The following is a 24,690-nucleotide window of genomic DNA, read 5'->3' as shown; positions in this document are numbered from 1 at the left end:
GATGAAAGAGAACAAATCCTTTCTTTCGTTTCAATTTAAACTATATTTGCAGTTAACATTTGCTACGGAAGAAGAACACTATGAAGAACATTCGCAATTTTTGTATAATCGCCCATATTGACCACGGTAAGAGCACCTTGGCTGACAGATTATTGGACTCAACCGCAACGGTAACATCGCGTGAAAAGCAAGAACAGTTGCTAGACAGTATGGATTTAGAGCGTGAGCGCGGCATTACCATTAAAAGCCACGCTATACAAATGGATTATGAATTTGAAGGGGAAAAATATACCTTAAATTTAATAGACACTCCTGGTCACGTGGATTTCTCGTACGAGGTTTCCCGTAGCATCGCAGCATGTGAAGGAGCCTTATTGGTAGTTGATGCCGCTCAAAGTATTCAAGCGCAAACCATTTCAAACTTATATTTAGCGTTGGAAAATGATTTGGAAATCATTCCTGTGTTAAACAAGATAGATCTTCCTTCAGCAAACCCTGAAGAGGTTACAGACGATATTGTTGATCTTTTAGGTTGTGATCGTGAGGAAATAATTCCTGCTAGTGCGAAAACAGGCTTGGGAATCGACGAGATTTTAGAAGCTATTATTAAGCGTGTTCCTGCACCTAAAGGAAATCCAGACGAGTCGTTGCAAGCCTTGATTTTCGATTCAGTTTACAATCCGTTTCGTGGGGTGGAAACCTATTTTAGAGTATTAAACGGTGAAATAAAGAAAGGCCAAAAAATAAAGTTTATGGCTACCGATAAAAGCTACGAAGCTAACGAAGTAGGTACCCTAAAACTTAAGCAACTACCAAAAAAGGTAGTAAAAACTGGAGATGTAGGCTATTTAATTACTGGAATTAAGGATGCCCGTGAAGTAAAAGTAGGTGATACTATTACCGATGCTGATAGCCCCACCACTAATATGATTGGAGGTTTTGAGGATGTAAAACCTATGGTATTTGCCGGTATCTACCCTGTTGATACGGAAGAGTATGAAGAGCTTAGAAACTCTATGGAAAAGCTGCAATTGAACGATGCTTCTCTGGTTTTTCAACCAGAAAGTTCGGCTGCACTTGGTTTTGGTTTTCGTTGTGGTTTCTTAGGAATGCTTCATTTAGAAATTATTCAAGAACGATTAGAGCGTGAGTTTGATATGACGGTTATTACAACCGTTCCCAACGTATCTTATTATGCTTATACAAATAAAGAGCCGGATGAGCTGGTTATGGTTAATAACCCATCAGATTTACCGGAGCCTTCTAGCTTAAACCGGGTAGAGGAACCCTTTATAAAAGCAACGATTATTACAAAATCAGAATTTGTAGGGTCTGTTATGTCGCTATGTATTGAAAAACGTGGTGAAATTGTAAATCAGACATATCTGACTACAGAACGCGTAGAACTTTCTTTTGATATGCCCCTTGCTGAAATTGTATTCGACTTTTATGATCGCTTAAAAACAGTCTCAAAAGGATATGCTTCGTTTGATTATGCACCCATTGGAATGCGCGAATCACATTTGGTAAAAGTAGATGTGCTATTGAACGGAAACACAGTAGATGCCCTTTCTGCACTCTTACACCGTGATAATGCCTATGATATTGGTAAGCGTATGTGTGAAAAACTAAAAGAACTTATTCCACGACAGCAATTTGATATTCCTATTCAAGCTGCCATTGGCTCTAAAATTATTTCCAGAGAAACTGTAAAAGCACTTCGAAAAGATGTGACTGCAAAATGTTACGGAGGTGATATTTCACGTAAGCGTAAGCTATTGGAAAAGCAGAAAAAAGGTAAAAAGCGTATGCGGGCTGTTGGTAACGTTGAAATACCACAGGAAGCATTTATGGCGGTGTTGAAGTTGAATGATTAAGGCAAGCTAGCCGCCACAAGTAGCCCCAGATTCTTCCAAACCAGCTACATAAACATTATAATCGGTATCTGTATTTTCACCATTTACGGTAGCATTTCCGTTTTGATCACGACACACTTCAAAAGGTGTGGTTTCAGGAGAGTTACACGTTACACATGAAATTTCGGGATCATCTTCGCACGATAGAGTAAATACGATTGAAGATATCGCTAATAGTTTCAGGTATAGACCTTTTTTCATAATGAAGAAGCTTTATTGAAAAACGAAAACATAACTAGTTTATTATGAGTTTTGTTCTTGAATCTTCTCCTCTTCTTCTTTGGTCGCGTTTACAATATCTTCAAAATCGATTGGTTTTCCAAGATAGACTAATTGACTGCCTTCGGTAATTTCCATTTCCTGAGGGTTTTCAATGAGATCGATATGGTTTTCATCGTTTTTAACAAACAAGGCAACAGCATTTTCCTCTTCTTCAATATAACCCAGTAGTTTCATGAACTTGGATTGTGTTTCAATGGGCAGTTCTTGTATGGAAGGAAAATCGCGAGCCACTTCGGTAAAACGCACATAATCGTGGGTAGTTGAGAAAAGCTCTGTTGAAGAAAGTGTGTTTTTTACTTTCCGTTCTTCGGTATTCATCAACCGGAACGAACCATTTTCGCCAAAAACAGAACCATATCTTAGAATGGCTTGTTTGTTGATTTCGTCATTTCCAGTCATAGCCAAGAGATATCCAACGTCATTCAGTTCTATATTATCTGTAAGATCGTCAGAATAGATGTTTCCGTTGATAGCCTCAAGGCCTAATTCTTTGGCTCTTTCAATGTTCAATCGATTGGTGTCGACCAACACTACGTGACGATTGTTTTTCTGAAGGTACGTACCAATCAATCTTGAAACTTTTGATGCACCTACTATCATAACTCCTTCTGAAGATTTTAAGAAAACCCCAACTGCTGAAGCAAACAACCTGGCAGAAGCCGCATTTAATAAAACCGTAACCAATACTACTGCAAAAACTAGCGGCGTTATATATTCGGCTCCTGGAACACCTTCATTTACCAACTTGGTACCAAAAAGAGAAGCAATACCTGCAGCAACAATACCACGTGGTCCTACCCAACTAATAAATAGTTTTTCATTGGTTTTTAAACTAGAGCCGGCAGTACTTAAAAAAACCGCAAGTGGCCGCAGTAAAAAAATGATAACGGCTAACAAAATGGCTGTTTTCCAGTTATACACCAATAAAAGATCTTCTATACTAATGTTGGCTGCCAGAAGTATAAACAGAATAGATATTAATAAAACGCTTAATGATTCTTTAAAATACAGCAACTCTTTTAAACTTGGTAAATCGCTATTCCCTAAAAACATTCCCATTACTACAACTGCTAACAAACCAGATTCATGTGCAAATTGATCACTTAAAACAAAAATCATCAATACCATAGAAAGTGAAACCACATTTAAAAGGTAATGAGGTATAAACTTTCTTTTTATTGAAAAGTATAAAGCGTACCCTGCTGAAATTCCGAATGAAAAACCTATTAAGATAATTTTACCAAACTCAACCAAGGCTTGTTTAGTGTACCCGGCATCGCCTTCCACACTTATAAACTCGAAAACCAAAACCGCTACCAAAGCACCAATGGGATCTATTAAAATACCTTCCCATTTTAATACTGCAGAAACATGTTTTTTCAATGGAATATTACGTAGAATAGGGGTAATTACAGTAGGACCCGTAACAATAATCAAGGCTGAAAATAGAAAAGAGATACGCCAATCGAGTCCAAAAACGTAATGGGCTGCAACACCAGCACCTATAAATGTTACCGTTGAGCCTAAACTGATGAGCTTTCCTATAACACCACCAACTTTGGTAATTTCACCACGCCGAAGGGTGAGCCCTCCTTCAAAAAGAATGATACCAATGGCTAAGGAAACAAAGTAAAAGAGGTTTTCTCCTGGAAAGAGTCCTTTTTCTCCATTATAAATAGGCTGTATCCATTGTTGGCCATCTTCAGATAACAATGTGGAAATTGGACCTACAAATAAACCAATAAGTATTAACGGTAAAATAGCTGGAATCTTAAATTTCCAAGCAACCCATTGTGCTAAAATTCCTAAAACGATAATTCCTGCTAATTCAACCATATAATTCCTTTTTTGTAAAATAAGGTCTTTTGAAATTTCTCAAAAGCTAACTTTTTGTTAAAAATAATACAAATATTTCGGTCTGCACCCAAGGGACTGCTTCCCTTTTAGTATTTTGCACACTTTAAAATTCAAAATATGAAGTTGTACCCCATAGAATCTGGAAATTTTAAATTAGATGGTGGTGCTATGTTTGGAGTAGTACCAAAATCTCTTTGGAACCGGACAAACCCCGCAGACAGCAATAATATGATCGATATGGCGGCCCGTTGTCTTCTTATTGAAAACGGAGATCGCCTAACACTTATCGATACTGGAATGGGTGATAAGCAAAGTGAAAAGTTTTTTGGATATTATTACCAATGGGGAGATCATAATATCGATGAATCTTTGAAAAAGCACGGCTTTCATCGTGATGATATTACAGATGTTTTTTTAACACACCTTCACTTCGATCATTGCGGCGGAGCTATACAATGGAACAAAGACCATTCTGGCTATGAACCTGCTTTTAAAAATGCAAAATTTTGGAGTAATAAAGATCATTGGGATTGGGCAGTGCATCCAAATGCACGTGAAAAAGCTTCTTTTTTGAAAGAAAACATCCTTCCCATAGAAGAAAGCGGACAATTACATTTTGTAGATAAACCAACTGGTGATTTTGCCAAAGCAAATGAAATGGACTTCGGCATGTTATTTGCAGATGGTCATACCGATAAACAAATGATACCCCACATAGATTACAAAGGCAAAAAATTAGTGTTTATGGCAGATCTATTGCCAACCGCAGGTCACTTACCATTACCCTACGTAATGGGATATGATACTAGGCCTTTATTAACGCTACCTGAAAAAGAAAAGTTTCTGAATCAAGCAGCAGATAACAAGTATTATCTTTTTTTAGAGCACGATGCTCATAACCAAATTATTACCGTAAAACACACTGAAAAAGGCGTTCGTTTAGATCAGGTTTTTACTTTTAATGAACTTTTTAATTAATTTACAAAAAATGAATATTCTTAAAACATCCTTTATGGCTGCTGCTTCAGCAGTAGTCTTAGCTGGTTGCGGAAGCATCTCGGCTCCAATTGTTTCAACTCCTATTGAAAACATTGATACCTTACCACTTAAAACAGCTCCTTTAAATGACGAGCAATATAAAAAATGGGGTGCTGCAGATCTTATAAATGATACGATCCCAGGGATGAGTGTTGATAAAGCATATGCCGAAATTTTATCAAAAAGGAAAGGAAAAACTGTTATTGTAGGTGTAATAGACAGTGGTGTTGATATTGAGCACGAAGATTTAAAAAATGTTATCTGGACAAATAGAGAAGAAATTGCCGGTAACGGTAAAGATGATGATAACAACGGGTACGTAGATGATATTCACGGATGGAATTTCCTAGGGGATATTGTAGGTGAAAATATGGAATACGCTCGTATCGTTAAGAAATTAGGTCCAAAATTTGAAGGAAAAACAGATGCTTCTATAAGTGCTGCAGATCGTGAGTCATTTGCTTTTTATAAAAAAGCTAAAGCTGAGTATGAAAAAGAAAAGCAAGATGCGATAGCTAATAAAACTAGATATGAGCAAATATTATCGCAAGTAAAACCTGCTCACGAAGCAATGATTAAAAAACTGGGTAAAGAAGATTATACTGCTAAAGACTTAGCTGGAATCGCAAACCCAACTGCAATAGAACAACAACAAATTGGTATGCTTACTCAAATGCTTAGCTATGGCGATGCTGTGCCAGAAGTAGTAGAGCAATTAGAAGGTGGTATTGAATATTTTGATGGAAGATTAGACACTCACTTCAACCTTGAAAAAGATTTTAGAGGTGTATTAGGCGATAACCCTGATGACATTACAGACACTGATTACGGAAACAACGATGTAGACGGTCCAGATCCTAAAAAAGAAGATGCTAAACATGGTACACACGTTTCAGGAATAATTGCTGGAGAACGTAACAACGAAATTGGCATCGATGGAGTAGCAAAAAATGTTGAAATTATGGTTATTCGCGCGGTGCCAGATGGCGATGAGTACGATAAAGATATCGCACTTGCTTTTCGCTATGCTGCCGATAATGGCGCGAAAGTAATAAACACTAGCTTCGGAAAGTATTACAGCACACATCCAGAATGGGTTCGTGAAGCTATTGAATATGCTGCTTCAAAAGATGTATTAATTGTAAATGCAGCCGGGAACGAAGGTCTTAATCTAGATGAAACGGAAGTATATCCAAATGATCAAACTAAAACTGGAGCTGAATATGTAGATAACGTATTAACTGTTGGTGCCTTAAACTTCAAATACGGTAACGAATTAGTGGCTAACTTTTCAAACTACGGTAAATCTAATGTTGATGTTTTTGCACCTGGTGTAAAAATATGGGCAACTACACCTTTAGATACGTATGAATATTTACAAGGAACTTCTATGGCGGCACCTGCTGTTGCTGGAGTTGCTGCGATGATTCGTTCTTACTATCCTAACCTTTCAGCAAAAGAAGTAAAGCAAGTTATAATGGATAGCGGTCTTACTACAAAAAGCCCTGTTATACTAGGTGGAGAAGAATCTAATACCGATAATTTCGAAAACATTTCAACCTCTGGAAAGATGGTGAATATGTACAATGCATTTATAATGGCCGATAAAAGGTCTCGTTTAAAATAATTTAGCAATACGGGGTTTTATTAAAGTATGAAATCCCGTATTTTTTTTGAATCTAATACTACGCTTATGAAATATATTTTCGGAAACATTTTAATCTTTTGTATGGTTGCTACTGCTTTAGCGCAGAACAATACGTCATATTGGCAACAAAAAGTTGATTATAAGATGGAAATTGATATGGATGTTAAATCCTATCAATATAAAGGAAAACAAGAATTAGTTTATACAAACAACTCACCCGATGTTCTCGATAGAGTATTTTATCACTTATATTTCAACGCTTTTCAACCGGGAAGCGAAATGGACGTTCGTTCTAGAACCATTACAGATCCAGATAGTAGAGTAGCAGATCGAATTTCAAAATTATCTCCTTCAGAAATAGGGTACATTAAACCAACTTTATTAACACAAGACGGTCAAACTTTAAATTATGAAGTAGTAGGTACTGTTCTTGAAGTAGAATTAAACAAACCCATTCAGCCAGGTGAAAGCACCACTTTCAATATGGAGTGGGATGCACAAGTACCGGTACAGATTCGTCGTTCTGGTCGTAATAATGAAGAAGGTGTTGCTTTATCAATGGCACAATGGTTTCCTAAAATAGCCGAATACGATTTTCAAGGATGGCACGCATATCCTTACATAGGAAGAGAATTTCTTAGTGTTTGGGGTGATTATGATGTGAAAATAACGATAGACGCTGCGTATACTATTGGCGGTACTGGTTATTTACAAAATCCTGAACAAGTAGGTCACGGCTACGGACCTAAAGGCTTAAAAAATATGAAGCCAGTGGATGGAAAATATACGTGGCATTTTAAAGCACCAAATGTACACGACTTTACTTGGGCTGCAGATGATGAGTATGTTCATGATACCTATGAAGGACCTAACGACGTAACACTTCACTTTTTCTACAAAGACAATCCTGAAATAAAAGAAAACTGGAAAAATTTACAGCCTAAAACTGCCGAACTACTTAAGTATTTCAATGAAAAGATAGGACCTTACCCATATAAGCAATACTCTGTAATTCAAGGTGGAGACGGCGGTATGGAATATGGTATGAGCACCCTAATAACTGGCGAGCGTAAGTTTGGAAGTTTAGTTGGCGTTACCGCTCACGAATTGGCCCACACATGGTTTCAGTTTTTAATGGCTACCAACGAAGCAAAACACGAATGGATGGACGAAGGATTTACAAGTTACATTTCCGCAGCTGCCATGAACGAGGTAATGGACGAGCAGAAGCCAAATCCGTTTAGTGGTTCCTATAGAGGTTATACTTTTTTAGCTAAAAGCGGCAAAGAGCAACCACAAACCACGCATGCAGATCGTTATGCCAGTAACAGAGCCTACGGAATTACCGCATATAGTAAAGGAGCTGTGTTTTTAGCGCAATTAGGATATGTAATTGGCGAAGAAAATTTAGCAAAGACACTTAAAAAGTATTACGATGATTGGGCGTTTAAACACCCTACACCAAACGATTTTATACGTGTAGCTGAAAAAGTTTCTGGTTTTGAATTAGATTGGTATTTAACCGATTTTGCTCAAACTACAAACACTATAGACTACGGAATTAAAGGTGTTGAATCTATTGGAAACACAACAACTATAACATTGGAGCGTATCGGTTTAATGCCAATGCCTATCGATTTATTTGTAACGTATGAAGACGGAACGGAAGAGTACTTCTACATTCCGTTGCAAATGGCACGTGCTGAAAAACCAACTCCATATCCAAATATGAAATCCCGTGTGTTACCAGATTGGGCGTGGGCGTATCCTACCTACCAATTTGAAATCACGGACGGTAAAAAAGTAAAAAGTATGAAGATTGATGCGTCAAACCTTATGGCCGATATCAATTTGGAAAACAATACGTGGGGTGTAGAATAAGTTATTCTGAAACCTCTTTTAAAGAACAGACCTCACAGTTTACATAACTTGTGAGGTCTTTTTATATCTTTACGCTATGAGTCAAAATTTTCCTAAAACTGAAAAACTAAAAAGCCGAAAAATGATAGCCCGGCTTTTTTCTGAAGGGAAATCCTATAAAAAATATCCCGTAAAAGTGTTTTTTGTTGAAGTGGAAGATGCTGAAACCAATCAAGCCACCTTCGCCGTTCCCAAACGAAATTTTAAGTTGGCCGTAAGCCGAAACCATATAAAAAGAAAGCTTCGCGAAGCCTATAGACTCAACAAAGGAGCGTATATAGAAAAAAGCGGCAAGAAATTTGCGCTGTTGTTTTTGTATCTTGGAAGGGAAAAACCAACCTACGAAGCTGTTGAAGCTTCGGTTATTTCACTTCTTAAAAAACTAAAAGATGAAAACAATTAGCTTATTCTTATTTTCGTTTATTCTCGCATGTTCAAATGGGGGGAACTCTAATGCTATTTCTGCTCCGCCTTCTCCTGCTGGTGAAGTACTAGAAGACCAAGCGTATTCTGAAGAAAGTATGGTTCAGCAAAAGAGAACGGTTACTCAAGAGCAAGAGCAGAAAATCATTAAAACCGCCCGGCTCGCTTTTGAAACCCCATCACCCGAGGAAACCCACCAAAAAATACTCAAACTAACGTCTCAATACGAAGGATTTGTAGCCAATGACAATTCCGGGAAAAGCTACAACCGTATTTTTAGGAATATGACGGTTCGCGTGCCCACCAAAAACTTTCAAGCGTTTATCAATTCGGTTTCAGAAGGGGTGGAGTATTTCGATCAGCGGGATATTTCGCGCCAAGACGTAACCGAAGAGTTTGTCGATCTACAAGCGCGTTTAAAAGCCAAACGTAAGTTGGAAGACCGTTATTTAGAACTCCTTTCCAAAGCGAAAAACGTCAAGGAAATGCTCGAAATTGAACGCGAACTTTCCAATATCCGTGAAGAGATTGAAGCCAAAGAAGGCCGCTTAAAATACCTTCAAAACAGGGTATCGGTTAGTACCATCAACTTAGAGTTTTACAAATACACTGCCGAAAGTGGCGTAACCGTTTCTTACGGACAAAAAATTAAAAACGCTCTACAAGGCGGTTGGAATGGCGTTTCGGTGTTCTTTTTAGGGTTGTTATACCTCTGGCCATTGTTTATTGTAGTTATTATTGTGCTGTTGGTGGTGCGTTGGTTGGTTAGGAGGAATAGGAAGAAATAAATAAACTTTATAAAAAAATTATTAATGTTCTATTTCAGTTATGTATATAAGCTATATGAAAAATACAAAACTGAAAATTTAGAAAATCCTATTGAAGGATTTCATTTAGGATATACAATTGATGGACTAGAAATTTTAGAACAGCTTGACTATCTAATTAAAGAGACTACAATATTAAATAATTTTTTTTTCGATCGAAATGAGGTTCTAACCAACAAAATAAATAATTGGATGGAATATTCTAGAGAAAATAACATAAACAGTAAAAAATATCTAATTCAAAATTATCATAAAATTTCTGAAATATCGGACTATAAAAAGTTTGAGGAAATGTTATTTAAAACGAAGCTATATGCAGAGATGTTTTATTATAAAGCTTTCAGACTTCGAAATATAATTAGATATTCCGCAGGATTAGGCAAGTCTTTTGAAAGTAAAGGCATTAGAAACGTAAGAAATATTCTTATTGAGCATCCTGAAAAGTCTGGTTTAGAATATATTCATACCTTTGGATTAGGTGTTAAAGAGTTTGGCCCAATTTTGAAATCTGGGAATCAATATAATGATTCTAAGTTTAAAGATCCTGGCCTTTTTATTAATGCTTCTGAATTTAAAACTAATCTAGAAAAAATTTTAATTAATTATAAAAATAAAAAACTGTTATAACCATGAAAAAGAAAATATTTATTCCAATAATCGCCGTGGTTATCATGTTTACAACGGTGAGTTTTAAAAGCGATTTCTTTGAAATTGCCAAACAAATAGAAATATTCACCACGCTCTACAAAGAACTCAATATGAACTATGTGGACGAGGTAACGCCCGCTACGTTAATGGATAAAGCCATCACCGGCATGCTGGAAGACTTGGATCCCTACACCGTATATTGGAACGAACAAGATGTAGAAGATGGGCGCATACAAAATTCGGGTACCTACACCGGGATAGGAGCTTCGGTTAAAACCACAAAAGATAAAATAACCATTATAGAACCTTTTCAAAATTATCCAGCCGACAAAGCTGGGTTAAAAGCAGGGGACGAACTCATTAAAATCGGTACGACGCCGGTGGCAGGTTTTGATGGGGATGCTGGAGAGCTGCTAAAAGGCTCGAAAGGCAGTTCGGTTGAAATCACTTATAAACGTCAAGGTAAAACACAGACTACAACACTTAAACGTGAAAAGGTTGGGATAAAAGCCGTTCCATTTTATAAATTATTGGACGATAATATTGGGTATATCGTGTTGAGTAAATTCAATCGAAAAACAACTATTGAAACAAAATCTGCTTTGGAAGATTTAAAACTACAAGGCGCCGATAAATTAATTTTAGACCTGCGCGGAAACCCTGGCGGACTCTTAAATGAAGCGATAAACGTAGTTAATTTATTTGTTGATAAAGGTGAAGTGATCACCACGACAAAATCGGTGATTGAAAAATACAACAAAGTCTATAAAACCCAATTTAATCCGGTAGATACAGAGATTCCGGTAGTCGTGTTGGTCAATGGTCGTAGTGCATCGGCTAGTGAGATTGTTTCAGGAGGTTTGCAAGACTTAGATCGCGCGGTAGTAGTTGGTGCGCGTAGTTTCGGAAAAGGTCTTGTACAACGCCCTAAAAAGCTAACCTATGGAACCCAACTAAAAGTAACTATTGCACGGTATTATACGCCAAGCGGCCGCTGTATTCAAGCATTGGATTATTGGCATCGTGATGAAAATGGCGACCCACTTCGGGTAGATACCGAAGAATACAATGAGTTTAAAACCAAAGGCGGTAGAACGGTTTATGACGGCGGTGGTATTATGCCCGATGTGGAAGTGGAAACGGCAAAATTCAGTCCTATTACGACGGCTTTGCTAAAAGATATGGCGATTTTTGATTATGCCACGCAGTATTATTATTCACATCAATTAGAAGATTATAATACGTTTGAATTTACCGATGCTGATTTTCAAGATTTCGTGACCTACTTAACTAAAAACGGTTTTGAATACGAAACCGAAACTGAAAAAGAATTTGCTGAAGCACTCCGTAGAGCGGAAGATGATGACCTAAAAGATGAAATACAGCAAGGGTATAACCAATTAATGACTTCCATAGATAAAGCCAAGGAAAAAGCGTTGGTCGCTAAAAAAGCAGAGATTAAATCATTGCTAAGCGACGAAATTTTAAAGCGTTATTTTTACAGGGACGGTATGTATAACTATCATTCTAACCATAATCCTGAGATTTTGGAAGCTGTTTCGGTACTTAGTGATGGAAATAGATATGAGAAGATTTTAAAATAGTTGTGATTATTGGTGGTTGAGTGATTTTGAAAGGCAAAAAGCCTTTCAAAATTGTATCGAAACCAAGAGAACCGTATATTTAATACTCCATGCAAGACTTCTTAACCTTTTTTGAAACCATGCCTATCTGGATGAAAGCCGCCTGGGTATTTTTTGTGTTGGCGTTATTTTGGGTGTTAGAAGGGTACTACAGTTTAATAAACTTAAAGTATAAGAAGTGGAAGCACGCCAAAACCAATCTTATTTTACTGGCTTTTGTCATGGTTATCAACGCCGTTTTCGGTATTGCTACCGCAGCTATTTTCATTTGGCTGAACGATTCGCAATTTGGCTTATTACACCTTTTTGAAGCACCTATTTTTGTTGAATTGTTATTGTCACTTTTAGTATTGGATTTTATAGCGCAATACGGTGTGCATTACTTGTTGCACAAAGTTCCAGCAATGTGGCGGCTGCATATTGTACATCACAGCGATAAACATGTAGACGCTACCACAGGAACCCGCCATCATCCATTTGATTTTATTATCCGTGAAACGTTTGCCCTCATTGCCGTCGTCATTATGGGCATGCCAATCGCTTTTTATTTATTCTATCGTATTTTAAGTGTACTTTTTACGTATTGGACGCACGCTAATATCAGTCTGCCTGCTTGGTTGGATAAAGGAATTAGCTATGTATTTGTAACACCTAATATGCATAAGTTTCATCACCATTATCAACTCCCTTGGACGGACAGTAACTTCGGGAATATGTTTTCCATTTGGGACCGATTATTTGGGACATTCGTATATGATGACACCAAGAAAATTAAATATGGAGTGGACCTAGCCGATCATATTGATGACGAGAATATCTTCACACAATTAGGAATTCCTTTTAACAAAACAGTGGTTTCAAAAGGAAAAGAAAGCCATTAATCCAACTTATTAACATATTTTTAATAGTGATACTGCTTAAATTTTCGTATAATATGGGTTATGGTACAGAGAGACAAACAGGAAAACGACGAGGTTCTTAAAGAATCCGTTACGTATTTAGAAAACAAAGGATTCGAAAACATTAAAGCCGATATTGAAGGCTATGAGACCCCTAAGTCGTACAATAAAAAAGGAAGTGATATAAGTATCACCCCTGATATTGTAGCGGAGCGAGCAGGAATTAAGCATTATTTTGAAGTAAGCTTAAAGTCTGACAGAACAAATTTATTGAAGTCAAAATGGCGCTTTTTAGATGTATTGACTCGTATGCGAAACGAGCGATTTAAAATAATTACAAGACGGGGGCATTATAAATTTACCAATGAAATGCTGGACCATTTGAATATGGAAAAAAAGCTTATCAAGCTTTAACCATAGCAATATGAGGGATGCCGTCCTCAAGGTATCCCTCACCAATGGGTTCAAAACCATGAGATTGGTAAAATTTAATTAAATATTGTTGAGCCGAAAGCTTTATGTTTTCGGTTTGATAATATTTTTTTATGGCCTTTTTTGAAGCATCCATAATGTCGTGACCATAACTAAATTTCCGTTGGTTTTCAGCTACAACGACCCTGCCGATGGCAGCTTCTTCAAAGTAAAAACCGGCTGGAAAACAACGGGTATACGCGATTACTTTTCCGTCTTTTTTACCAATAATGTGAAGTGCTTTTGCATCTTTCCCATCAATATCTTGATATACACAGTCTTGCTCTACAACAAATACTTCGGAACGAAGCTGTAGTATATCGTATAATTCGTAAATAGATAGGTTTTCAAATTTTTTAATGGTTATTTCCATTGATTCTATTTTTTTAATCTTGAACAATGATTTCTTTCGGATCGTCTTTTTGAAATTCTGGCTGGATGTTTACATGATTTATTCCGAAGTCATCAAAGAGTATTTTTTCTACCTTTTCTAAAATGGCATCAAATTCAGAAAGCGTCAAATCTTTTGAAAATTCCATATGCGCTTCTAGGTGCATTTCCTTTTCGTTAAGCTGCCAAACGTGAATATGATGGATGCTTTTTACTTCAGAAATAGTTGTTATTTTTTTACTGATACGTTCCAGTTTAATATCCTTAGGGGTAAACAACATCAATACATTAAAAGAATTTTTTAGCAAGTCATACCCTACAACCAATAAATAAATAGCAATTAAAACAGTTAGTACACTGTCTACCCAAAACCATCCAAAATTTTTCATTAGCAAACCACCTATTAAAACGGCTACCGAAGCAGACATATCGGTAAATAAATGAATATAAGCCGAACGCATATTCATATTTTCTTTGGCATTTTTATGTAAGAGTAACACACTAAAACCGTTTGCAATAATACCAAGGACTGCTAACCAAATTACTAATCCACTTTCAATTTCTTGTGGATTTAAAAATCTTTTTATAGCTTCATAAATAAGGTAAATAGCAACTACCAGAAGTGTAGCAGCATTTACAAAGGCTGCAATTATTTCAGCACGTTTATACCCAAAAGTTTTATCGAAAGACGCTTCTTTTTTTGAATACCGATCGGCCACATAACTAATGACTAAAGAGGTTACATCACTAAAATTATGTAAGGCATCACTTAATAATGAAAGGCTACCAGAAATTAACCCACCAATAACCTGTGCAACTGTTATAATAATATTTAAAACAATCGTTATTAACAGATTTCTACCCTTTAAATCTGTATGATCGTGTGTATGTGTCTGCGCCTGGGACATTTAAAAAAGTAACGTACTTATGAACATGCAATCTTATCAACACGTCGTTGATGACGACCACCTTCAAATTTTGTAGAAATAAAGGTTTTTACCATTTCCAGTGCTTGTGGTTCGCTAGTAAAACGAGCTGGAATACTTAAAATATTAGCATCGTTATGTTCTCTGGCCAAGGCTGTAATTTCTTTGGTCCAACATAAAGCTGAACGTACTTTTTGGTGTTTATTAGCCGTCATATTTGCACCGTTTCCACTTCCGCAAATTATGATACCGAAATCCACTTTTTTGTTTTCTACATCGTCTGCAACAGGATGTACAAAATCTGGATAATCTACACTTTCTTCCGTATCGGTACCGTAGTTAATAACTTCGTATCCTTCTGATTTTAAGTAATTTGAAATTGTATTTTTATAATCAGTCCCTGCGTGGTCGTTTCCTATTGCTATTTTCATGGTGTTTATTTTACAACAAATATAGTTGTATTATTACATAATAAAACGGTTATAATTAAAAATCAATCCTTTACGTTTTATTAAAGTTTAGCTTACTTTATAGTTAACAACTATGTTTACATTTGTTAATAGTTTAGCAAAAAAAAAGTTGTGAAATCCGATATAAAATTCCATAGGTACTTTAATTTTTTAAAAGCAAATTTTAACTCCTTCTTTTTTGACCGAGTTATCAGCATTAAAAAGTAAGTTTCAAACAGATATTTCATAAATACATATTAAAAATACGTTGTTAACAAGGATTGTTGACAGCTGTTAATTACGATACCTATTCGTTTATTTTTCAGAAGAAAACATTCTTAAAACTATGTTAACAACGTGTATAAAATAACCTATAACTTAAAAACAAAATTAAACTTCAAAAAGTTATGCTACATATTAACACACTATAATAACCATCATTATTTATTTTAAAATTTATAAAAAGAAAAGAGATGATTATTATATTGTTAATAAGGTTGAAAACTTTAAATTTAAACAATTCTCATTTTTGACGTATTGTCAAAATCTTTGATGATTTCACGAGTACGCTCTGCATCTTCCTTGTGTACTTGCAAGCGAATACCGCCAATTGCGTTTGAATAAAAAGGAAAAACACTCGCCATGGTTTCGTTTAAAAAAACATGCGGGATGTCATGCTGTTCTAGTAGTAATGCAAGAACAGCATATTCACTTTGATACGTGAAAGTAGCAACTGTAATAAAGTTTTCCATAGCTTAAAAAATGCTTTATTGAAGCCTTACTAAGGTACTAAATCTTTCCTAAAGGAAACACGCTATTATCTTAATAATAGTACATTTACAACAATTAAAATAAAACAATGCCAAAAAGAAATACGAAGAAAAAAAATAACAAAATAAAAGGGCTTGGAGAAAGCATCACAAAAATACTACGAAAAGCAAATTCCAAACCCTACAACTACAAACAAATTGCTGCAAAACTAGGAGTTGATGATCCTAACAGCCGCAATCAGATTACAAAAAAAATAAAAGAGTTACTAGCTAAAGGAACCATCAACGAAGTTGAACGGGGAAAGTACGTTATTGCTCCTTCAAAAAATTACTACACTGGAAAGGTCGATGTTACCAGTCGCGGACAAGGATATATTATCGTTGACGGTCTCGAAGACGATATTTTCGTCAATAATAAAAACTTAAACAAAGCCTTAAATGGCGATGTGGTTGAAGTCTATGTTTTTAAACGTAAAAAGGGTGGTAAAGCTGAAGGCGAAATAACTAATATATTACAACGTAAACGCACAGAATTTGTAGGAACTATCGATATACTTGATAATTTTGCTTTTGTTAAAATTAATGATACCAGTATGTACACTGATATTTTTGTTCCGAAAAGTAATATTGGAGAAGCAAAAAACGGTGAAAAAGTATTAGTCGAAATTATAGATTGGCCAGAAAAAGCAGATTCTCCATTGGGTCAAGTTAAAAAGGTATTGGGAATGCCTGGTGAACATCATACCGAAATTCATTCTATTTTAGCACAATATGGATTGCCGTATGAATTTCCACCTGAAGTAGAAGAATATGCGAATCAATTAGATACATCCATTCAAGAAGACGAAATTAATAAACGTCGTGATATGCGCGATGTATTAACCTTTACCATTGACCCAAAAGATGCAAAAGATTTTGACGATGCGTTATCCTTTCAGAAATTAGAAAATGGAAATTACGAAATAGGAATCCATATTGCCGATGTTTCACATTACTTAAAACCTGGAACCGTTTTAGATGATGAAGCGTATGAACGTGCAACCTCAGTTTATTTAGTAGATCGCGTGGTACCGATGCTTCCTGAAGTGTTATCTAACAATGCGTGTTCGCTTCGCCCTAACGAAGAAAAATATACCTTTTCAGCTGTTTTTGAAATCGATAATCAAGCGAAGGTTAAAAACCAATGGTTTGGTCGTACAGTAACCTATAGCGATGCTCGTTTTGCGTACGAAGAAGCACAGCATGTAATTGAAAATCAAGATGCTAAAAAGCACGAAATACCATCCAATATTTCTATTACAGATAAAAAATATACGGTAGATTCTAATATTGCTTCGGCAATTTTAGAAATGGATCGGTTGGCTAAAATTTTACGTACAGACAGGATGCGCCAAGGTGCTATTTCGTTTGATAAAGTGGAAGTGAAATTCAAATTAGATGAAAACAATGAACCAGAAGGTGTTTATTTCAAAGAAAGTAAAGATGCAAATAAACTAATTGAAGAGTTTATGTTGCTTGCCAACCGTAGTGTTGCTGAATTTATAGGGAAACAAAACCCACCAAAAACATTTGTATACCGTGTACACGCCGAGCCGGATGATGAGAAAATTGCCGCTCTGGAACGTATTATCCAACGATTTGGTTATAAACTAGATACTAGAGATCCTAAAAAAACAGCTAATTCTATCAATAAATTATTGAAAGATGTCGTTGGAAAAAAAGAACAAAACTTAGTCGATGTATTAGCTATCAGAACGATGAGTAAAGCGGTCTATACTACTAATAATATTGGTCATTACGGGTTAGCATTCGATTATTACACACATTTTACGTCACCTATTCGTCGTTATCCTGATGTTATGGTACATAGGTTGTTACAATCTTATTTAGATAAAAATAAATCGGCTAACCAAGATGAGTACGAAGATAAATGTGGTCATTCCAGCGAAATGGAAAACCTTGCCACAAACGCTGAACGCGACAGTATAAAATACATGCAGGTAAAATACATGTTAGACCACGAAGATGAAGATTTTCTTGGTGTTATCTCTGGTGTGACTGAATGGGGAATTTATATAGAAATAGTTTCTAATAAATGTGAAGGAATGGTTCGTTTAAGTGATATACGCGACGATCATTATGTTTTTGATAAAGATGAATTTGCAGTAGTGGGTCAACGGACACATAATAAATATACATTAGGAGACGAGGTTTATGTAAAAGTGAAAAATGCCGATCTTGTTAGAAAGCATTTAGATTTCACCCTGTTGGGAAGTAAAAAAGAAATTGAAAAGTAAGTGTAACATTTCAATTGTAACCTACTCTTTAAAGAAAACTAAACCATTTAATTATGAAGACATTTTCCACAATTCTTATTGCATTAATTACTTTTTCAGCATTTTCTCAACGTATGGTTGAAAAAAATATAGGCGATTTTGATGAATTAAAAGTATTCGATTTAATTGAAGTGAATTTAATTCCTTCTGAAGAAAACAAAGTTGTTATCAAAGGTGAAAACACCGAAAGTGTTAAGATAATTAATGACAACGGAAAATTAAAAATCCGAATGCAATTAGACGAACGTTTTGATGGAGAAGAAACCTTTGTTGAAGTTCACTACACTGATGTTGATATAATCGATGCCAATGAAGGAGCTAGAATTGTTGCAAACGAAGCAATAACTCAAAATAAAATTGAATTACGTTCACAAGAAGGAGCAAAGATTCGAGTAGGTTTAAAAGTAAATTATGTTGAAATGAAAGCCGTGACGGGAGGAACAATTGAAGCTTCCGGTTTAGCCAAATCACAAGATATTACCATTAGAACCGGCGGTATCATCGAAGCAATGCATTTACAAACCCAAGACACTAACTTAAAACTTTTTGCAGCTGGCGAAGCTGAAATTAACGCTAGTGAAAAAGCAACTATAAAAGTAACTGCAGGCGGCGATGTTACGGTGTATGGAAACCCTAAAGAAGTAAAGAAAAAGAGTTTTGCAGGCGGTACTATTCGTATTGTGGATTAATAGTTAGCTAAAGCGTTTTCAACTATAAACTTATTTGTACTTTTACAATACTATGTTTGATGGTATTGGATACGCAGCTTTTTACGGGTTCCTACTTGCTTTTGCAGTAGGTCCTGTCTTTTTTACACTCATTGAAACCAGTATTACTAAAGGTTTTAAAGCAGGAGTGTTCTTTGATTTAGGAGCAATCTTCGCAGATATTGTCTTTATTGTCATAGCTTATTTTAGTACTAGTAAAATCTTAGATAAAGTAAAAGATGATCCAGGATTATTAATCTTTGGAGGTGCTGTTTTAATAGCCTACGGAATTATATCATACATCCGCACCAACCGTTCCTTTTTTAAAATAGTACGAGAACATTACGGAGTCAAGGTTAAAAAGAAACTAGGAAGTTTATTTTTAAAAGGTTTTCTACTGAATTTTGTAAACTTTGGTGTGCTAGCAGGATGGATAGGTACTATTATTATGGCAAATGCCTTAACTAATTCTGACAACGGTGTATTTTTCTTCCTATTAACCGTTTTGATCACCTTTTTCTGTACCGATTTATTAAAAATTACATTAGCTAAAAAGCTTAAAAATAAAATGACACCCCGTTTTATTATTAAAACTAAGAAATGGGTGAGTATCTTAATTGCAGGCTTTGGCGTAGCATTATTGCTTCAAGGAATTTTTCCTGATGAAATGCAGTCCAATTTGGATAAAATTCCGGGACCGAAACATCCTTTAGAAAAACCGATTCCCCCAGTAGAAGACCCTATTCAATAAAAAAACCTTCCATCAATTAAGAAAGAAGGTTTTGTTGAGGCATCGAGCGGATTCGAACCGCTGTACAAGGTTTTGCAGACCTCTGCCTAGCCACTCGGCCACGATGCCAATAAGGTTTGCAAATGTAAAAAAATTAAACTGAATTTTCCTATTTTAAATTGAAATTAGCGAGATGATGACATTGTAACGCTTACTTCAGCAATATCACCACCAATTGGCGGATTAATCTTTGAAACCCGAACCTTTACAGTATCAACCAATTCAATTTCTTTTAAAATTTCATCTATAATACGCTGGCCTACTTGTTCTAGTAGTTTTGAACGAATAGCCATCTGCTCTCTAACTATTTTTTGAAGGTGCACGTAATCTACTGTATCGCCTAAATCATCAGTTTTTGCAGCCTTTGATAGATTTGCCGTAACCTTTAAGTTTACAATGTAGTCACTCCCTATTTTTTCTTCTTCAGTTAAGCATCCATGATTAGCGAAAATGCGGATGTTCTTTAAGCGTATTGTACTCATGCAAATTGTTTTTACAAAGATACTTTTTTTACCTTTGCTACTTGTCTATTTATAAATAGGCTGACCAATAAATTCTATTTACATTTAACTAGTTATAATTCCTTTTATAGGAACAATATACCAATCATGGCAAAAGAAGAAGCACCACTTAATTTTATTGAGCATATTATTGAAGAAGATTTAACTAAATCGCACACACAAGATGAACTGCGGTTTCGGTTTCCGCCAGAGCCTAATGGATATTTGCACATTGGTCACGCTTCTTCTATTTGTTTAAATTTTGGTTTAGGCGAACGCTACAAAGCCCCAGTAAATCTACGTTTTGATGATACAAATCCTGCAAAAGAAGAACAGGAATTTGTGGACGCTATTAAACGTGATATTTCTTGGTTAGGATTTGAATGGGCTGAAGAACGCTATGCTTCCGATTATTTTCAAGAATTATATGATTGGGCTGTTCAATTAATTAAAGACGGTAAAGCGTATGTAGATTCGCAAACATCTGAACAAATTGCTGAGCAAAAGGGAACACCTAATTCACCAGGAACTGAAAGTCCTTTCAGAAATCGTCCTGTGGAAGAAAGTTTAGATCTTTTCGAAAAAATGAAGAATGGCGAATTAGGGGAAGGCAAGCACACCCTACGTGCTAAAATTGATATGACCTCTGGAAATATGTTGATGCGCGACCCAGTTATGTACCGCGTGTTGCATAAAAGTCACCACAGAACAGGTACCGATTGGAAAATTTTCCCGATGTACGATTGGACCCACGGCGAGAGCGATTATATAGAGCGTGTATCACATTCACTTTGTACACTCGAATTTTTACCCCATAGAGAGCTTTACGATTGGTTCTTGGACCAAGTACACCAGAAAGATACATTACGTCCTAAGCAGCGAGAATTTGCCCGCAGAAACTTAAGTCATACCGTGGTGAGTAAACGTAAATTGGCAAAATTAGTTGAAGAAGGAATTGTTGACAGTTGGGACGACCCAAGAATGCCTACCATTTCAGGGTTGAGAAGACGTGGTTATACGCCAGAATCCATTAAAAATTTTGTAGATAGCATTGGTGTTGGAAAACGAGAGAATGTCATAGATGTTTCGCATTTAGAGTTTAATGTACGCGAAGATCTTAACAAACGAGCGCCTCGTGTGATGGCGGTTTTAAATCCTATAAAATTGGTGATTACCAATTATCCTGAAGGTGAAACCGAAATGCTCGAAGCTGAAAATAATCCTGAAGATGAAAGTGCTGGCTATCGAGAAGTTCCTTTTTCGCGTGAGCTGTATATTGAACAAGAAGATTTTAAAGAAGAAGCCAATAGAAAATTCTTCAGATTAACACTGAATAAAGAAGTACGGTTAAAAAATGCATACATCATAAAGGGTGAAAGTGTTGTAAAAGATGCAGATGGAAATATTACCGAAATACATTGCACCTACGACCCTGATAGTAAAAGTGGAAGTGGTTCTGAAGCTTCAAAACGGAAAGTAAAAGGAACGTTACACTGGGTTTCAGTAAAAGAAGCACTTCCTGTTGAGGTTAGACTCTACGATCGTTTGTTTACGGAAGCTTCGCCAGATGCTGATAAAGAAAAAGATTTTATGGAATTTATAAATCCAAATTCTTTAGAAGTTATCACAGCTTATGCGGAGCCAAGTTTAAAAAATCTAGAAGTGGAGGATAAAGTTCAATTTCAACGATTAGGCTATTTTGTTGTCGATAAGGATTCTTCCGAAGAAAAAATTGTTTTTAACCGAACTGTGCCATTACGTGATTCTTGGGGGAAAATAGATAAGAAGTAGCTATCTATTTCCTTTAAATGATCTAAAGGTACTCAGCACTACTTTTACTGTGGTATCGTTTAAAAGTTCACGTATTTCAGTATAATCACATACCGTACACCGTCCTGTGGCCCAAATATATTTTGTGCGTTTAGGAAAGTGATTTTTTAAAATTTCATAATCCTTATAACTAGCCGAAATACCAAAAACAGTATCGGTAGCTAAAAATTTTTTTACGGTTGAAATAGCTGTTTTCAATGCCTGCGGATCTTTTTTATACATTTCGTAAGGCAAGTAATAACTGGTCTTGAAACCAGATTGTTGAAAAATGGCAAGTGCTTCAGGATGTTTGGTTTCAACTAAAATCGTTTCAAAAGGATAGCTTAAAGAAGAAAAAATGGAAATCAATTTTTCGTGAATGGACGTTGCGTTTTCTGGATTCAGATTTTTAATATCTAACCACAAATAAGGTCTTTCATCAGGTTTTAAAGTGGAAAGATAATCGGCAAAGGTTAAATCGATACTTTCTGCAGGCGGATGGTTTACATCAAAACTATTGGTTTGTTTTTGGTACACTAAATCTAGTTCAATTCCTTTAAAAAAAGTAGTGGCGGAATTGAGTTTATCGGTTGAGTTTACTCGGTGCGCCCAGACTTTGTCATAATGGCCTAAAAATTCAATTTTATAAGGGCTAAATTTATAAGCATACCGTAATACAACTAGTGCAAGTATAGAAAACAAGATAATTTTTACCTTTTTACTGCGCATCATAGTCTTCGCCTTTTTTTATAATCCTAGGTCGCGATTTAAAAGTTTCACTAAAAATACTTCGGCTTAAGTCCTTTTTATCAAAATCAATATCGCTGAGGTGGGAAAAGGTATGGATAAAATCTTCCAAATTATATCTTCGGGTGGTAATTTCTCCTCCTTTACCGAAGAAAGAATGATTCTTTTTATAGGTTTCAGAAGCCCAAAAAATAAAAGGCACTTCGTACATAGGTTTGGTGCCGTGAAACTCGTTATGGCCCAAAAACGTTTGGCTAGTATCAAAAACATCATCGCCATGATCTGAAAAATAAAGCACGTAACTATTTTCTTCTTTACGTTGCGTCATTTTTATAATAGCATTGACGATTGAATCGTTGTACCTAACGGCATTATCATATTCATTTATGGTTTCGATGGCGTTTGCTGTTTTACTAAAAGTAGTGTTAGGATTACCTTTAAAATAAGTTTTGTTTTTAGGGTAACGATAACCATACCTACTATGTGTACCAATTAGATGCACAAAAATGACTTTCTTTTTTTCTTTGTCGTTTATTGCTTTGTTTATGTAAGGCAGCAACGCTTCGTCATAAATTGATTCGGAATAATTATCGGTCGCTACGTAATTTTTTACCGTTGCAGCACCGGAAATTAAAGTCGGGATACTTTCATGAATACCTACAGGTCTTTGGTTGGAAATCCAATAGGTTTTAAAACCAGCTTGGTTGGCCAATTGTACAATAGAGCCGTTTTTCTTTTTGTTGGGTTCTTTAAAGTTGGAAAGTGTACATACTTTTTCAAGTGAAAGTATGGTATGTACGTTTGGGCTTATAATACTATCAAAAACGAGTAAATTGTTTTTTATTTTACTTAACTGTGGATTAGTTTTTCTTTTGTAGCCATACAATTGCAAATGTCTTCGGGTGGTAGATTCACCAATTACAACTATATAAGTTTGTTGTTTTTCTGAGCTGCTTGTAACAGTAAGATTTTCACTGCTTTTTTTAGCCAATTGCCCTTTCAACACTTTCTTAGTGGCTTTATATTCATTATAGGCATGATAGCTTTTATAGAGAATGTTTTCTTCAGCAAAGGTTCTTTGTATAAAATACATTGAAACAGCTATCATCGCTAACGGCACTATAAATAGTAGTTTTGGTCTTATTTTAATTTGAAATGCCTTTTGGAATACATTGAAAAAACTTCTTCTGGAGAACAAAAAGAAAGCTGTAACAGCTAAACATAGAAGCATAAGCATTGCCAAAGCCAGCGTATATGTATCTAAGTAGTAATATAAAAACTCCGATGCCTCGGTGTTGTTGGTTTCAAAAATAACAAACAAGGCAGAAGCACTTAATTTTACACCATAATGATGATAAAAACTAATTTTTACGAATGCCAGGAATGATAATAAGGCGATTGAAAAGTAACTAAAACCTTTTCTTAGCAACTTTGGTAGAAGGAGTACAACGCAAAATAAAAATAGCGTCATAACCGTAAAGCCTATAGCCTCTTTTAAATAAAACTTTAGTTGTGGAATTAAAAAATAACAGCTTATCCAAACTACCAATACTGGAAAAACAAAAAACAGTGCTATTTGTAGCACTGAAGTAAGTACATTTTTTAATATCTTCAGAAAATGCATAGGCAGCAAATGTAAAACAATTGAATGAATTAAATACAACACCTTGTTTTAACCTTTTGCATATGATAAC

The 24,690-nt window shown here is 35.7% G+C and carries 23 protein-coding genes and 1 tRNA gene; 14 read left to right on the top strand and 10 right to left on the bottom strand.

What is annotated here, in order from left to right:
- The first annotated feature begins 80 nt into the window (after positions 1-80).
- Positions 81-1,877 carry a translation elongation factor 4 gene (gene lepA, locus DZ858_RS03825; RefSeq protein WP_117158211.1) on the top strand — a complete coding sequence of 599 codons (1,797 nt, stop codon included), beginning with the start codon at positions 81-83 and terminating at the stop codon, positions 1,875-1,877.
- 6 nt (positions 1,878-1,883) lie between these two features.
- Here lepA and DZ858_RS03820 read toward each other — a convergent pair whose 3' ends face one another.
- Together DZ858_RS03820 and DZ858_RS03815 are read right to left on the bottom strand one after the other, a co-directional pair.
- Positions 1,884-2,117 (bottom strand): hypothetical protein, encoded by a 234-nt coding sequence (locus DZ858_RS03820; RefSeq protein WP_117158210.1) that lies wholly within the window; start codon positions 2,115-2,117, stop codon positions 1,884-1,886.
- Between the two features lie 42 nt (positions 2,118-2,159).
- A complete protein-coding gene (locus DZ858_RS03815) occupies positions 2,160-4,034 on the bottom strand; it encodes a cation:proton antiporter (protein ID WP_117158209.1) in 1,875 nt (624 codons plus the stop codon).
- Positions 4,035-4,172: 138 nt separating this feature from the next.
- Between DZ858_RS03815 and DZ858_RS03810 the strand changes: the two genes are divergently transcribed.
- The 9 genes from DZ858_RS03810 to DZ858_RS03770 all read left to right on the top strand — a co-directional run bounded on the left by DZ858_RS03810 (position 4,173) and on the right by DZ858_RS03770 (position 13,515).
- Positions 4,173-5,033 (top strand): MBL fold metallo-hydrolase, encoded by an 861-nt coding sequence (locus DZ858_RS03810; RefSeq protein ID WP_117158208.1) that lies wholly within the window; start codon positions 4,173-4,175, stop codon positions 5,031-5,033.
- 10 nt (positions 5,034-5,043) lie between these two features.
- Positions 5,044-6,720 carry a S8 family peptidase gene (locus DZ858_RS03805; protein ID WP_117159507.1) on the top strand — a complete coding sequence of 559 codons (1,677 nt, stop codon included), beginning with the start codon at positions 5,044-5,046 and terminating at the stop codon, positions 6,718-6,720.
- A 66-nt stretch (positions 6,721-6,786) separates the two neighbouring features.
- Positions 6,787-8,622, top strand: a complete 1,836-nt coding sequence (locus DZ858_RS03800; RefSeq protein WP_117159506.1) for a M1 family metallopeptidase — start codon at positions 6,787-6,789, stop codon at positions 8,620-8,622.
- Between the two features lie 76 nt (positions 8,623-8,698).
- Positions 8,699-9,064, top strand: a complete 366-nt coding sequence (locus tag DZ858_RS03795) for a ribonuclease P protein component (RefSeq protein ID WP_117158207.1) — start codon at positions 8,699-8,701, stop codon at positions 9,062-9,064.
- On the top strand, positions 9,051-9,872 hold the full coding sequence (locus DZ858_RS03790; RefSeq protein ID WP_117158206.1) for a DUF4349 domain-containing protein: 822 nt from the start codon (positions 9,051-9,053) through the stop codon (positions 9,870-9,872). The genes DZ858_RS03795 and DZ858_RS03790 overlap by 14 nt, the downstream gene beginning before the upstream one ends.
- Before the next feature lie 24 nt (positions 9,873-9,896).
- Positions 9,897-10,538 (top strand): hypothetical protein, encoded by a 642-nt coding sequence (locus tag DZ858_RS03785; protein WP_117158205.1) that lies wholly within the window; start codon positions 9,897-9,899, stop codon positions 10,536-10,538.
- 2 nt (positions 10,539-10,540) lie between these two features.
- Positions 10,541-12,163 (top strand): S41 family peptidase, encoded by a 1,623-nt coding sequence (locus DZ858_RS03780; RefSeq protein ID WP_117158204.1) that lies wholly within the window; start codon positions 10,541-10,543, stop codon positions 12,161-12,163.
- A gap of 89 nt (positions 12,164-12,252) precedes the next feature.
- Positions 12,253-13,083 carry a sterol desaturase family protein gene (locus DZ858_RS03775; RefSeq protein WP_117158203.1) on the top strand — a complete coding sequence of 277 codons (831 nt, stop codon included), beginning with the start codon at positions 12,253-12,255 and terminating at the stop codon, positions 13,081-13,083.
- A 60-nt stretch (positions 13,084-13,143) separates the two neighbouring features.
- The gene (locus tag DZ858_RS03770; protein WP_117158202.1) at positions 13,144-13,515 is read left to right on the top strand and encodes a hypothetical protein; all 372 of its coding nucleotides are present in this window, start codon (positions 13,144-13,146) and stop codon (positions 13,513-13,515) included.
- On the opposite strand, the gene DZ858_RS03765 is transcribed toward DZ858_RS03770, so the two are convergent.
- The 4 genes from DZ858_RS03765 to DZ858_RS03750 all read right to left on the bottom strand — a co-directional run bounded on the left by DZ858_RS03765 (position 13,505) and on the right by DZ858_RS03750 (position 16,089).
- Positions 13,505-13,945: a GNAT family N-acetyltransferase gene (locus DZ858_RS03765; protein WP_117158201.1), complete on the bottom strand. Its 441-nt coding sequence runs from the start codon at positions 13,943-13,945 to the stop codon at positions 13,505-13,507. The genes DZ858_RS03770 and DZ858_RS03765 overlap by 11 nt on opposite strands.
- Before the next feature lie 13 nt (positions 13,946-13,958).
- The gene (locus DZ858_RS03760) at positions 13,959-14,870 is read right to left on the bottom strand and encodes a cation diffusion facilitator family transporter (RefSeq protein WP_117158200.1); all 912 of its coding nucleotides are present in this window, start codon (positions 14,868-14,870) and stop codon (positions 13,959-13,961) included.
- 17 nt (positions 14,871-14,887) lie between these two features.
- Positions 14,888-15,319, bottom strand: a complete 432-nt coding sequence (gene rpiB / locus DZ858_RS03755) for a ribose 5-phosphate isomerase B (RefSeq protein WP_117158199.1) — start codon at positions 15,317-15,319, stop codon at positions 14,888-14,890.
- A gap of 530 nt (positions 15,320-15,849) precedes the next feature.
- Positions 15,850-16,089 carry a putative signal transducing protein gene (locus DZ858_RS03750; protein WP_117158198.1) on the bottom strand — a complete coding sequence of 80 codons (240 nt, stop codon included), beginning with the start codon at positions 16,087-16,089 and terminating at the stop codon, positions 15,850-15,852.
- Positions 16,090-16,196: 107 nt separating this feature from the next.
- Here DZ858_RS03750 and rnr point away from each other — a divergent pair, with 107 nt between their 5' ends.
- Genes rnr through DZ858_RS03735 form a run of 3 tightly spaced genes read left to right on the top strand, consistent with a single transcriptional unit; the run spans position 16,197 to position 19,901 of the window.
- Positions 16,197-18,404, top strand: a complete 2,208-nt coding sequence (rnr, locus tag DZ858_RS03745) for a ribonuclease R (protein ID WP_117158197.1) — start codon at positions 16,197-16,199, stop codon at positions 18,402-18,404.
- Positions 18,405-18,457: 53 nt separating this feature from the next.
- The gene (locus DZ858_RS03740; protein ID WP_117158196.1) at positions 18,458-19,132 is read left to right on the top strand and encodes a head GIN domain-containing protein; all 675 of its coding nucleotides are present in this window, start codon (positions 18,458-18,460) and stop codon (positions 19,130-19,132) included.
- A 52-nt stretch (positions 19,133-19,184) separates the two neighbouring features.
- Positions 19,185-19,901 (top strand): LysE family translocator, encoded by a 717-nt coding sequence (locus tag DZ858_RS03735; RefSeq protein WP_117158195.1) that lies wholly within the window; start codon positions 19,185-19,187, stop codon positions 19,899-19,901.
- Positions 19,902-19,938: 37 nt separating this feature from the next.
- Here DZ858_RS03735 and DZ858_RS03730 read toward each other — a convergent pair.
- Both DZ858_RS03730 and folB read right to left on the bottom strand, forming a co-directional pair.
- Positions 19,939-20,009 (bottom strand) — tRNA-Cys (locus DZ858_RS03730).
- 56 nt (positions 20,010-20,065) lie between these two features.
- On the bottom strand, positions 20,066-20,422 hold the full coding sequence (gene folB / locus DZ858_RS03725; RefSeq protein WP_117158194.1) for a dihydroneopterin aldolase: 357 nt from the start codon (positions 20,420-20,422) through the stop codon (positions 20,066-20,068).
- Between the two features lie 126 nt (positions 20,423-20,548).
- Between folB and DZ858_RS03720 the strand changes: the two genes are divergently transcribed.
- Positions 20,549-22,231 (top strand): glutamine--tRNA ligase/YqeY domain fusion protein, encoded by a 1,683-nt coding sequence (locus DZ858_RS03720; RefSeq protein ID WP_117158193.1) that lies wholly within the window; start codon positions 20,549-20,551, stop codon positions 22,229-22,231.
- Here the strand turns inward: DZ858_RS03720 and DZ858_RS03715 are convergent, their stop codons facing one another.
- Positions 22,232-22,981 (bottom strand): FAM151 family protein, encoded by a 750-nt coding sequence (locus DZ858_RS03715; protein WP_117158192.1) that lies wholly within the window; start codon positions 22,979-22,981, stop codon positions 22,232-22,234.
- Positions 22,968-24,581 (bottom strand): sulfatase-like hydrolase/transferase, encoded by a 1,614-nt coding sequence (locus DZ858_RS03710; protein ID WP_158548345.1) that lies wholly within the window; start codon positions 24,579-24,581, stop codon positions 22,968-22,970. The genes DZ858_RS03715 and DZ858_RS03710 overlap by 14 nt, the downstream gene beginning before the upstream one ends.
- Between the last annotated feature and the right edge of the window lie 109 nt (positions 24,582-24,690).

It is taken from the genome of Marixanthomonas ophiurae (assembly GCF_003413745.1).
Lineage (GTDB): Bacteria > Bacteroidota > Bacteroidia > Flavobacteriales > Flavobacteriaceae > Marixanthomonas > Marixanthomonas ophiurae.
Note: the sequence above shows the minus strand (reverse complement) of the source record. Positions and strands in the feature narration are given on the sequence as shown.